A 12375-nucleotide genomic window follows, 5' to 3' on the forward strand; every position below is an offset into this window, starting at 1 on the left:
GTGGCACTAGTGGCATGACCTGTCGGTATTGACGGCAAAGAACGCCATGGTTTCCTGCAACTGGGCAGCCTGTCCCCCCAACTCCTCCGCGGTGGCCGCAAGCTCCTCCGAGGCCGATGCGTTCTGCTGCGTGGCTTTGCTGAGCTGGCTCATGGCGCCGTTGATCTGCACCACGCCGGCACTTTGTTCCTGACTGGCCGAGGTGATCTCCTGCACCAGGTCGGAAGTCTTGCGGATGGAGGGCACCATCTCGCCGAGCAACGCGCCTGCGCGTTCGGCCAGATTGACCGAATTTCCGGCGAGTTGGCCGATCTGCTGCGCGGCGACCTGACTGCGTTCCGCCAGTTTGCGCACCTCGGCGGCGACGACGGCAAAGCCCTTGCCATGCTCGCCTGCACGCGCCGCTTCGATGGCCGCGTTCAGCGCCAGCAGGTTGGTCTGATAGGCGATGTCGTCGATGATGCCGATCTTGCCGGCAATGTCCTTCATGGCGGTCACCGTGTTCTTGACCGCTTCGCCCCCTTCGACTGCTTCGGTCGAGGACTTGGCGGCCATGCCATCGGTCACCTTGGCGTTCTCGGAGTTCTGGTTGATCGATGCGGTCATCTGCTCGATCGAGGCCAGGGACTCCTCTACGCTGGCTGCTTGCTCGGAAGAGGCCTGGGACAAGCTCTGGGCGGTCGAGGAGACTTGGCCGGCAGCGCTCGAGAGCGCGTCGGCGGCCGTGCGCACCTGCTCGATGATGGCTGCGAGTTTATCCAGCGACTCATTTACCGCATTCTCGAGGACCTCGAAATCACCCGCGTAGCGGGCGTCGATCCGCTGCGTGAGGTCACCCTGGCTCAGCGCGAGCATGATGTGCTTGACCTCGTCGATTGGCGCGATGACGGCGTCAAGCGTGCTATTGACGCCGTCGACGATCTTTCGGTAATCGCCCTGGTGTCGACCGGCGTCGGCGCGGATCTGGAGTTGGCCGTTCAGGCCTGCCTGTGCCAGCATGGTGGCGTCGGCGACGAGGGCGCCGATGGCGTCGATGCACGTATTGAGGTTGTTCTTGATGGTGTTGAAATCACCGTTGTAAGCCTCGGTGATCCGCGGCGGGATGGCGCCACGGGAAATGCGGTCGACGTAATCGGCGGCGATGCTCAAGGGGCCGACAACCGCGTCCAGCGTTGCGTTCACCCCTTCGATGATCTTGCGGTAACCGCCTTGATGCCGGTTTGCGTCGGCGCGGGTTGACAGAATTCCACCAACAGCGGATTCGGAAAGCATGACGGCATCGTCCATCATCGCATGCACATTGCGTTGGACTTCGCCCAGCGCCAAGTCGATTTCGCCCAGTTCATCGTGCTGCGTGACGATGATGGCATGATCGAGATCGCCGGCCGCAATGCACCGGGCATTGAGCGCGGTCAGGTGCAGTGTGCGCAGCATCCGGCGGACCTGCAGGCCGAAGACCAGGGCAAGCACAGCCATTGCGATCATCGTCATGGCCGACACTGCCATCTGCCGGGCTGCACCTGCGGCCATTCTTTCGCTCATGCTCGCGACCTGGCGTGCGAGATGATCTTCGACCGATTTCATGCCATCAATCTTTGCGGTGATCTGTTGGAACCAGTCCGACGGATCGATATCGAACCCGCCGCTCTGCGCTTTGTCGAACGCGGTCTGGCGCATGCGCTCGACCTCTCTGCTCGGGGCGGTATCCGTCAAGGCCTGGTGAAGGGCCCTGGCTTCGGCGTCGGCGTAAATCGCGAACGCATGCAAATAGGTCGATTGGGTGGCCAGCAGCGTTACGTAGCGGCGGTAGGTGGCGGGGTCGAAGCTGTTCGAAGTGAAGACGCCGTTCAGGGTGGCGCGCTCACGGCCGGCTTGTTCCTTTGCATTCAGGTACATCAGATAAGCGGTTATCTCGCGTGAAATCTCGGCGTTGCTCGCGCTCGCCGCACTGTGCTCTACGACCATGAGCAGCTTTTCGATTGCGGCGGTGTAGGCAGTAAAGGACTGCGCCGGCGTTGCCCGGCCTGAATCGATGTCGGCGCGGATCGAAGAGAGATTTTCGACTTGCGTGCGGGCCGAATCCACACCGCTGCGGATGTTCGCATCGAGTTCCTGCAGTTTTGCGCGGTCAAGCGTGTCGGCCAGTACGGCAAACGCGGAAATCGACAATTTGCGCTGTGACCGGAGTTCCTCGCTGAAACGGACCCCTTTGGACGCGATGAAACCGGCGGACAGGCCGCGTTCCTTTTGCAATTCGTGCGCGACGGCACTGGATGCGATGGACAGGCGGCCGAGTGTCGCCAGCTGGTCAAGCTCCGTTTCGGCACGCCACTGACGAAGCAGGTCGGATGTTGCGTAATAGCCGGCGCCAATGACAACGAGCGCAAACAGAATGAATAGGCGCAGACGGATGGAGCGCCATCCATAGCCAGCATTGTTCATGATGTCCCCTTCCGCCGTGAGCGATATCAGCTCATGCGGCTGACATCGCGCCGGCGGTCATTATTCTCAGGCCGCGTTGCCGTCTTCGTTGCCCATTCGTGCAAGCATTGCGATTTCCGCTGTCGACAGCACCCGGTCGACATTGAGAATGATCACGAAGCGGCCGTCCACCTTGCCCATGCCCTGAATGAAGTCGGCACGAATCTTGGCGCCGAAACTCGGGGGCGGTTCAATTTCGGCGCGGGGAATTTCCAGTACTTCATTGACGGCATCGACAATGACGCCGAGATCCTGCTTGCCATCTTCGCTGTCGATTTCGACGATGACGATGCAGGTACGACGGGACACCGTGGTGGCGGTGCCGCCAAAGCGGGCGGAGAGGTCGATGACGGGCACGACCGCTCCGCGCAGATTGATTACCCCGCGAATGAAGACCGGCATCATCGGAATCTCGGTCACGCTGCCGAACTCGATGATTTCCTTGACGTTGAGAATGCCGAGGGCAAACACCTCGCCCCCGAGACTGAAGGTGAGGTACTGGGCGGGGGTGTCGTCCCCCGCCTCGCGCTTGGTGCTCACCTGGCGCGTGCCACTTGCGACGACCTGATTCATTGTTCCGGCTCCTGCGCTGTGTTCAGGTTCAGAACTTTTCAAAATCGGATTCGGAGAAGCTGACCGGTCTGCTGCGAGCCGATCGCGCCGTCGTCGAAGCGGCGGGCGCGGCTGACAGCGTGCCCCGCGGCCCGGACTTGCGTGCGGCTGCACTTGGCTTGCCTGCAGCACTGCCACCGACATTGAAGAAGCCCATGATCTCCTGCAACTGACCGGCCTGTCCGCCCAGTTCTTCCGCCGTTGCGGCAAGCTCCTCGGAGGCGGAAGCGTTCTGCTGCGTGGCCTTGTTGAGCTGATTCATCGCACTGTTGATCTGCACTACGCCGGCGCTTTGTTCCTGACTGGCCGAGGCGATCTCCTGCACGAGGTCGGAAGTCTTGCGGATCGATGGCACCATCTCGTCGAGCAGCTCGCCTGCCCGTTCGGCCAGGTTCACCGAATTTCCGGCGAGCTTGCCGATCTCCTGCGCGGCGACCTGACTGCGTTCCGCCAGTTTGCGCACCTCGGCGGCGACGACGGCAAAACCCTTGCCATGCTCGCCCGCACGCGCTGCTTCAATGGCCGCGTTCAGCGCCAGCAGGTTGGTCTGATAGGCGATGTCGTCAATGATGCCGATCTTGCCGGCAATGTCCTTCATGGCGGTCACCGTGTTCTTGACCGCTTCGCCCCCTTCGACCGCTTCGGTCGAGGATTTGGCGGCCATGCCGTCGGTCACCTTGGCGTTCTCGGAGTTCTGGTTGATCGATGCGGTCATCTGCTCGATCGAAGCGGAGGACTCTTCGACGCTGGCGGCCTGTTCCGACGACGACTGGCTCAGCGACTGCGCCGTGGCCGAGACCTGCGCTGCGGCATTGTTGAGCGCGTCGGCGGCGGTATTGATCTGATTGATGGTTTCGGCCAATCGACTGATCGTGTTGTTGATGGCCTGCTTGAGTGCGTCGAAATCTCCACGGTAGTTGCTGGTGATGGACTGCGTCATGTCGCCCTGTTCCATTGCAGCCATGACGCGGCGCACGTCGTTGATCGGACCGACCACGTTTTCCAGTGTCTGGTTCACCCCGCTCACCAGCTGGTTCCAGCCACCGACGAAGAGTGAGGCATTGGCGCGCTTGTCCAGCTCGCCCGCAGCAGCAGCCTGGATGATGATGTCGGTCTGCGCCAGCAGTTCGCCCATCATCTTGACCATGTTGTTCAGGTTGGTCTTGATGAGGTCGAAGTCGCCGTTGTATTTCTCGGTAATGGTCGGCGGGATGATGCCCTTGGAGATTTCGTCGACGTATTTCGCGGTGACGTTGAGCGGGCCGATCACCGCGTCCAGCGTCTGGTTCACGCCGTCGACAATCTTGCGGAAGTCACCCGGATGCTTGTCGGCATCGGCGCGCGTCGACAGTTTGCCTGCCACCGCCGCAGCCGACAGCATCGACGCATCGTCGACCATGGTCTTTACACTGGTCTGCACGCTTGCGACCGCACGCAGGACTTCACCCACCTCGTCCTTGGCGTCGGACTGGAGCTCGAAGCTGAAGTCTCCGACGGACATTTTCTTGGCGGCTGAGACCGCAAGCCCGACCGGGCGCGTGATGGAACGTGCGATCAGCATCGCCAGTGCGGCCGCGAGCAAGGCGGCGACGACCGCTAGTACGATCATCAGCTGACGTGAATCGCCGGCGATCTCGATCGCATGTTTGCCATCCTCGGTCATCAGCGAGCTTTGGTACTCGATGAGATTGTTGATGGCGTCCAGATAGTTCGCCTGCGTCGTACGCATGTCGCCCACTAGCAAGGTGACGGCGTCGGCCTTGGCATTGGACCTGACCAGACTCTCCAGTTGCCGCAGCGTGCTCACGTATTCGCCACGCGCCTTCGCGACGTGGCCGAGTATCTCTTTGCCCTTGTCGGTCGTGATGCTGTTCTTCAGCCGGTCGAGATTTTCCGTGATGATCGCCGAGGCGGGCGGAATTCTCGCGAGCTCGCGTTCAGCATCCGACGGGTTGGTCACGAGCAGTGCGTTTCTCGTCACGCGCGCAACGACGTTTACCTGGTCTATGACATTGTTCGCCCAGACCGTCTTGATATAGCGGTCATTGACCAATATATCGATTTCGCCGGCAAGCGATCCGATACGCTGCAGGCTGATCACTGCGATCAGGATCAGCAAGGAAATGACAAGCGCGAATGCAATGCCGAGTCGGACACCAATCTTAAGGTTCTTCAAAACGTTCTCCCTCACAAGCTGAATTCAAGGATCTGGATGATCGGCTATCGGATCGAGGCGGGTTGCTCGGCCCGTTGTGTTTCGTGTGCAGTGCAGCGCTGTATGAGCGCCTGAACGTCGAGAATCAGCGCCACCTCGCCACTGCCGAGGATGGTCGATCCGCCGATGCCTTTCACATGGTGAAAGATGGTGCCCAGCGGTTTGATCACTGTCTGGAATTCGCCCATCAGGTTGTCGACGACAATGCCTGCCTTGAGCCCGGCGTACTGGACCACCACAACGTTCTGCCGTGCGGGTGCTTCGCCGCGGAACTCGAACATTTCGCGCAAGCGCACGAAAGGCAGTACTTCGCCGCGCAGGTTGATGTAATCGCGTCCGTCCGAATCCCGGGTGAGTTCGATGCATTCGACCACCGAGTCAAGCGGGATGACGTAGGCGGACCGACCCACCCCGACCAGAAAACCGTCGATGATGGCCAGCGTGAGCGGCAGGCGGATCGCGAAGCGGGAGCCCTGGCCCGCTGTCGAACTGACTTCGACGGTACCGCGCAGGCTCTGGATATTGCGCCTCACGACATCCATGCCGACGCCGCGACCGGAAAGGTTGCTGACCTGCTCGGCGGTTGAAAAGCCGGCCTCGAAGATGAGGTTGTATGTCTCGGCGTCGGTCAGGACCTGGCCGGGCTGGATCAGGCCGCGCTCCACTGCCTTGGCCATGATGCGATCGCGATTGAGTCCGCCGCCGTCGTCGGCGACTTCGATGATGATGCTGCCGGAGTCGTGAAAGGCGTTCAGTTCGAGCCGCCCGCGTGCGGGCTTGCCATTGGCGACGCGGACATCCGGGGCTTCGATGCCGTGGTCCATGGCGTTGCGCACAAGGTGCATGAGCGGATCGCCAATCTTCTCGACCATCGACTTGTCGAGCTCGGTGTCGCCGCCGGAAATCGACAGCTCGATGTCCTTGCCGAGTTCTCGTGATACATCGCGGACAACGCGGGTGAAGCGGTTGAAGGTCTCGCCGATCTGCACCATGCGCAGCTGCAGTGCGGCATCGCGAATGCTCTCGACCAGGCGCCCGGTAAGCGATGTGGCTTCGATGAGTTCGCCGATGCCGGTGTTGGTCGCCAGCAGGTTGACGCTGGCCCCCGCAATGACAAGCTCGCCGACGAGGTCGATGAGCTTGTCGAGCTTGTCCGCGGGAATGCGGATGAGCCGTGCTTCGGCTGCACGCTTGTCAGTGACTTGCTTCTGCTTGACGATGGCGGCATCGACGAGCTCGGGGCTGACAACCTTCTGTTCGACCAGAATTTCCCCGAGCGGAATCGGCGGAGCGGAATCGGCGCTATCGCTTCCAGGTGGCGCCTCCTGCTTGCGGAGACCCTCATCGAGTTCGGCCTGGGTCAGTGCCCCCACCCGGACCAGGATCTCACCCAGCCGCATCGGGTCTTCGGGCAGCTGGTTCACCAGGGCGACATAGTCGGACAGCTTGCTGTGAGGTGGCAGGATGTGCAGCGTGCAATCGTCGCGCACGAAATCGAACACGCGTTCGATGCTGGCCTTGTCAGCCGTCGACGCAAAACTGATCTCGAAGCCGAGATAACAGGCTTCCGGATTCATTTCGTCAGCATTCGGCATGCTGTCCGCGAGGGTTTCCAGCAGCACGATCCTGCCGATCGAGGTGAGGTAACGCAGAAAGGCCAGCGGGTCCATGCCATTGCGAAGGACATCGGGGCCGAACCGCAGCGAAATGTGCCAGCAATCCGTCTCCACTTCGCCACCGCCCGAACTGTGCAGGGGCTCGTCGCGCGCCGAGGGCGGCGCCGACGACGGTGCATCGCCACCGTTGCCCTTTTCCAGCCAGTCTCGTTGCAACCGGTTCAGCAGGGCGCTGCCTTCGGCGGCCAGGTCCGCATCGGGCGCTGGCGTACCGGCGGCGAGGACGTCGAGCAGGTTGCCGATATGATCCGAACAGGCAAGCAGCAAGGCGACGAGGTCGCCGCTGAGCTTGATCTCGCCATTGCGCAGCCGGTCGAGTACGTTCTCCACCACGTGGGTGAAGGACACGATGAAGCCGCATTCAACGACACCTGCGCCGCCCTTGATGGTGTGGGCGGATCGAAAGACGGCGTTGAGGATGTCGCTGTCCTCGGGGCTGCCTTCGAGTTGCAGCAGGGCATCCTCGAGCGCGGCAAGCTGTTCGCGGCTTTCAGTTACGAAAACGGTGGTGATTTCGTCCATGATGGGTCCGGGCGTTAGCCTTCTCGGGCGGGGATGAGCATCGGGTCGCCGAAGCTGGCTGCGAGATTGAAGAAGTCGACGACTTCACGCACAGCCGCACTGTGGGCGACGAGAACGGCGCGCTTCCCCAGCCTGCTGGCCTCGCGCTTGACCAGTATCAGCAACTGGATGCCCGCGGTGTCGATTTCTGCCACCGCCGACAGATCGATCTCGATCTCATCGTGGACTGCAAGTGCGTCGAGCAGCTGCTGTTTCTGTGCGCTGGCGTTGTAGATCGTCATGTCATCGACGATCGCCACCCGGGTGCCGGATCGAGAATCGCTCATTGCCACCTCAGAAGAGTTCTATCTTGGCGCCCTGGCCACTGCTTGCGTTGTCGGTTTCGTGCAGGGCCGTATGGTGCGTATGACGCTGCTGGTCCATCACGTAGTTCGAATAGATCTCGTCCAGGTGCTGCGACAGCGGGATGTAGCTGAAATCCGGTTCTTCCGATTGTCCGAGGCGCTCGGCGAGAACGCCGAGATGCCCATCGAGGCGGGTCAGGGAGTCCGAGGTGTGCTCGATCTGCTGGCGGGTGACGTCCTGGAACTGTACGCTTGCCAGGGCAGACATGAACATGGTTGCCAGCGCTTCGCTGCTGGTGCGCACGGTGTCAATCACATGGCCCTGATGCACGAGGATTTCCTCATAGCTGTGGCCCAGTTCGCTCAGTTGATCAGCGAATTGATTCAGTGCGGCCTGTTCGCTCTCGAGATTGACCGATGACAGCTTTTCCTGCAACTGGGTTTCAATCGTGCTGGCCACGCTGAGAATGCCCCGGTTGATCAGGACAACCGCCTTCTCGGTCTCGGCCGAGAGCTTGCGCACTTCGTCCGCGACCACCGCGAACCCACGCCCGGCTTCACCTGCACGGGCCGCTTCGATGGCGGCATTGAGCGCGAGCAGATTGGTCTGGGCGGCAATGTCCTTGATCAGGCGGGTGAGCGACTCGAGCGAGCGCGCTTCCTTGACCACCTGGCCCACGCGTACCTGGTCAGCTTGCGTTTCCTCGATCCGGAAGCTGATGTACTTGCGCATGTCCGCGATCAGTTTCTGGTTTGCGGCGATACGGGCTTCGGAAGCGTGCGCCATCTCGTTCGACTCGGCCGAGCTTTCGGCGACGAAGGCGCCGAGGCGGCCTACGACCTCGTCGATGGCCTGCAGGCGCTCGGTGATGTCGTAGGCCGCCTTTTCGGTCTGCTGCACGACGCTGTCGAGCTGTTTGCGCAACACATCGTTGTAGGTGGGCACGACGCGAAGTTCCTGCGCGACCTCGTCCGCAACCGCGCCGACGTTTTCCGAGGCGTGCTCGAGCTCGCTCTGGCGGGTGGACATGCCGAGCATCCCGTCCTTGAAGAACGCAAGTGACACGAGGCGTTGCCCGATGTAGGCCACGGCGACGATCAGCATGGCGCCTACGGCATCGCCGACCGGCTGCGACAGGCCGACGCCGGGTAGAAACACCTCGTGAAACCACCCATTGAAAAAGAACACTACGAGACCGGCGCCTGTGGCGACGGTTGCAAAGACCATGCTCGACCGGCGAAGTAGTGTATTGAGCGGCATTCTTAGCGCATCACGAGTTTGATGGTGTTGAGCAGTTCGTCGGCGGATGCAGGCTTGACGATCCAGCCGGACGCCCCGGCGGCCTTGGCTTCCGCCTTCTTGGACTGTTGCGACTCGGTGGTCAGGAACAGGATGGGCATGAAGCGGTAATTCGGCAGCTTGCGGACTTCCTTGATGAAGTCGATTCCATTCATGCCCGGCATGTTGAGATCGGTGATCAACAGATCCACCTTGACGCCGGACTGGAACTTCTTCAACGCATCGGCGGCATTGGATGCCTTTTCCACGCCGTACGCGGCCTTGGTCAGAATGCCCGAAATGGACAGCAGGATGGTGGCGGAGTCGTCGACCAGAAAGATTGTTTTCATGTGTGCGGATTGAATCTCAGGAAAACGGGCAAAGCCGATCAAGCCTTGCCCGTCCAGGTGGGCACGTTGATGTACGCCGATTGGCTCGCGCCGCAGCGTGAACAGTCAACGGTAGAAGTGAGCATTACTTTACCGGTAAAGTAATGCTACGTTTCCATTGTGACGTTTCCATTGTGACGAAATTCATACGCTTGTGGCACTAAACACACACTACTCGTGAAAAGCTACACGCCGTTGCGCTCGAACCAGGCCAGCATGCGCTTCCAGCCGTCTGCCGCCTCGGTTGGGCGATAGCTCGGGCGGTAGTCCGCATTGAATGCATGCGGGGCGTCGGGATAGACAACCAGTTCTCCAGCCTTGCCCGCCTTCTTCAGCGCGTCGCGCATCGCATCGACATCGACCACGGGGATGCCCTGGTCCTTGCCGCCGTACAGCCCCAGCACCGGTGCGTGCAGGCTGCCGGCAATGTCGAGCGGATGCTTGGGCATGAGCTCGGAGGGCGCGCCGTCGAGGCGTCCGTACCAGGCCACGGCTGCGCGCAGTTTCGGGTTGTGCGCGGCGTACAGCCAGGTGATGCGGCCACCCCAGCAGAACCCGGTGATCGCCAGGCGCGCCGCGTCGCCACCGTGCCCAGGCGCCCAGGCTGCGCAGGCGTCGAGGTCGCTCATGACCTGTGCGTCGGGGACCTTGGATACGATGCCTGAGAGGATGGCGCCGACGTTGTCCAGCTTGGTCGGATCGCCCTGGCGGAAATACAGTTCGGGTGCGATGGCGAGGTAGCCCTGCTTGGCGAGGCGCCGGCAGACGTCGCGGATGTGCTCATGCACACCGAAGATTTCCTGTATCACCAGCACCGTCGGCAGCTTCATTCCGCCTGCCGGTCGTGCAAAATACAGCGGGAGTTCGCCCGTGGCCGTGTTGACCGTCGCATTGCCGGTGTCCAGCCCTGCGCTGTCGGTGTTGATCACGGTGCTGGCCTGGACTGGCTGTACCGCAAGCGCAAAGCCCGCAGCAGTCAGCGTGGTGATGAAGGCCCGGCGATTGAGCTGTGCCGAAGGCAGCAGGCTGTCGAACTCGGCGGTCTTTGCATTCGTGTCTCGGGACATGCGCATCTCCTGTTGGATTTTGGTACGGCGCGGACAATGAAAAGCGACTGAAGCATGGATGGCGTCGTAATGGATCTGTTGCCACCAAAAGAGTTCCCGCTTGTGTCTGTCATTGAAGATTACCCGTTTTCGCCCTTGTGGGTGCTGCCGGCTGCAGGGTGCGGAGCAGTGACGAATCTGCTTGCAATTGGAAATGTTGCAGTGCAACAATAACCGCGCGAGATCCTCGTGCATCGGAGAATCATCATGGACAAGAAGAGTCCCCTCAAGGCGCGCAATTTCCCCTCGGCTCAGGACGAGGCGGCCACTGTGCGCCTGCCTTCCCGCTATGCAGGGCCCGGCAGTTCCTACGGCATGGCCTATGCGGATACCGAGTTCCTGTTGCGTGAAGAGTTGCGTCCGGTACGCATGCAGCTCGAGCTGATGAAACCCGAACTGATCCAGCAGGACCAGGGTGTGGAGTCCACCATCGTCATTTTCGGCAGCGCGCGCTTCAAGGCGCGTGAAGAGGCCGAGGCCATGCTGGCGTCCGCGCAGGATGCCGGCCACCCCGATGCGATCCGCCACGCCGAACGCATGGTGGCCAATGTGCGCTACTACGAGGAGGCGCGACGCTTTGCCGAGCTCGTCACCCGCGATGCCGACGCACTGGGCGAGCCGGTGATCATCACCACCGGTGGTGGCCCCGGCATCATGGAGGCGGGCAACCGCGGCGCGTACGACGCCGGCGGCCGCAGCATGGGCATGAGCATCCACCTGCCGTTCGAGGAAGATCCCAACCCCTACATCACGCCCGAACTGTGTTTCCAGTTCCACTACTTCGCCATCCGCAAGATGCACTTCCTGATGCGGGCCGTGGCGCTGGTCAGTTTTCCGGGCGGCTTTGGCACCATGGACGAGCTGTTCGAGGTGCTGACACTGGCGCAGACGCGCAAGATCCGCCGGCGCCCGATCGTGCTGTTCGGCCGAGCGTTCTGGGACCGCGTGGTCAATTTCGAGGCCCTGGCGGACGAGGGCGTGATCAGCCACGCCGACCTCGGCCTGATCCACTATGCGGAGAGCGCCGAGGAGGCCTGGGACATCATCAAGCGTACCTACCGGGATGACGATCCGGAGCTGACCGCGAGGCAGAACCGCGCAGCCTGATAAGGCGATGCGGGATGTGTGCTTCAGGTGGCCGGTGTCGGTGCCTGAGGCACTCAGCCGTCTGCAGGGGCCTCAGGCGTATCGAGCGTGAGCTGGTAGAAGGCGAGATCGAGCCAGCGCCCGAACTTGAAGCCGGCCTGCGGCAGGGTGCCCGCGTGCACGAAGCCGAGCCCGGTGTGAAGGGCAATGCTCGCCGCGTTGCCAGCATCGATGGCGCCGACCAGCAGGTGGCGCTGGTGCTGGCGCGCGCGCTCGATCAGCGCCTGCAGCAGCGTCCGCCCAACGCCGCGACCGCGATAATCGGCGTGCACATAGACCGAATGCTCAACCGAGTACTTGAACGCCGGGTAGGCGCGAAAGCTGCCATAGCTGGCAAAGCCTGCGAGCCGCCCCTCGTGTTCCAGCCCGATCACCGGAAAGCCGCCCTGGCGCTTGCCGGCAAACCATGCGTCCATGCTCTGCGGCGGGCGCGGGGTGTATTCGTACAGTGCGGTCGAATGCAGGATCGCATCGTTGAGCAGATCGAGGATGGCACCGGCGTGGCGTTCGGGGCTGCAGTCGACAAGTTGCATGGTGTGTTGGGTGTGAGCGGTGTGGGGCTTCGACGTGGCGAGACTGTAACCGACGCTCCGCGTCGATGCACC

General features: G+C 61.8%; 10 protein-coding genes. 1 reads left to right on the forward strand and 9 read right to left on the reverse strand.

The features are described from left to right. Positions 1-6: 6 nt before the first annotated feature. The 8 genes from CEW83_RS17045 to CEW83_RS17080 all read right to left on the reverse strand — a co-directional run bounded on the left by CEW83_RS17045 (position 7) and on the right by CEW83_RS17080 (position 10585). Positions 7-2442, reverse strand: a complete 2436-nt coding sequence (locus CEW83_RS17045) for a methyl-accepting chemotaxis protein (RefSeq protein WP_108950407.1) — start codon at positions 2440-2442, stop codon at positions 7-9. A 66-nt stretch (positions 2443-2508) separates the two neighbouring features. After that, entirely contained in the window at positions 2509-3054 is a 546-nt protein-coding gene (locus tag CEW83_RS17050) for a chemotaxis protein CheW (RefSeq protein ID WP_108950408.1), read from the reverse strand. 28 nt (positions 3055-3082) lie between these two features. After that, the gene (locus tag CEW83_RS17055) at positions 3083-5269 is read right to left on the reverse strand and encodes a methyl-accepting chemotaxis protein (RefSeq protein WP_108950409.1); all 2187 of its coding nucleotides are present in this window, start codon (positions 5267-5269) and stop codon (positions 3083-3085) included. Positions 5270-5313: 44 nt separating this feature from the next. Next, positions 5314-7506 (reverse strand): chemotaxis protein CheA, encoded by a 2193-nt coding sequence (locus CEW83_RS17060; protein WP_108950410.1) that lies wholly within the window; start codon positions 7504-7506, stop codon positions 5314-5316. Positions 7507-7520: 14 nt separating this feature from the next. Then, positions 7521-7832 (reverse strand): STAS domain-containing protein, encoded by a 312-nt coding sequence (locus CEW83_RS17065; protein ID WP_108950411.1) that lies wholly within the window; start codon positions 7830-7832, stop codon positions 7521-7523. Positions 7833-7839: 7 nt separating this feature from the next. Next, a complete protein-coding gene (locus tag CEW83_RS17070) occupies positions 7840-9078 on the reverse strand; it encodes a methyl-accepting chemotaxis protein (protein ID WP_234418884.1) in 1239 nt (412 codons plus the stop codon). A gap of 35 nt (positions 9079-9113) precedes the next feature. Then, positions 9114-9479 carry a response regulator gene (locus CEW83_RS17075; RefSeq protein WP_108950413.1) on the reverse strand — a complete coding sequence of 122 codons (366 nt, stop codon included), beginning with the start codon at positions 9477-9479 and terminating at the stop codon, positions 9114-9116. A gap of 224 nt (positions 9480-9703) precedes the next feature. Next, complete coding sequence (locus CEW83_RS17080; RefSeq protein WP_108951497.1) at positions 9704-10585, reverse strand: dienelactone hydrolase family protein; 882 nt, start codon at positions 10583-10585, stop codon at positions 9704-9706. A gap of 246 nt (positions 10586-10831) precedes the next feature. On the opposite strand from CEW83_RS17080, the gene CEW83_RS17085 reads away from it, so the two are divergent. Next, positions 10832-11731, forward strand: coding sequence for an LOG family protein (locus tag CEW83_RS17085; RefSeq protein WP_108950414.1), 900 nt, complete (start codon positions 10832-10834; stop codon positions 11729-11731). A 53-nt stretch (positions 11732-11784) separates the two neighbouring features. On the opposite strand, the gene CEW83_RS17090 is transcribed toward CEW83_RS17085, so the two are convergent. Further along, the gene (locus tag CEW83_RS17090; RefSeq protein ID WP_108950415.1) at positions 11785-12303 is read right to left on the reverse strand and encodes a GNAT family N-acetyltransferase; all 519 of its coding nucleotides are present in this window, start codon (positions 12301-12303) and stop codon (positions 11785-11787) included. Positions 12304-12375 lie beyond the last annotated feature (72 nt).

This window comes from Parazoarcus communis, assembly GCF_003111645.1.
Lineage (GTDB): Bacteria > Pseudomonadota > Gammaproteobacteria > Burkholderiales > Rhodocyclaceae > Parazoarcus > Parazoarcus communis_A.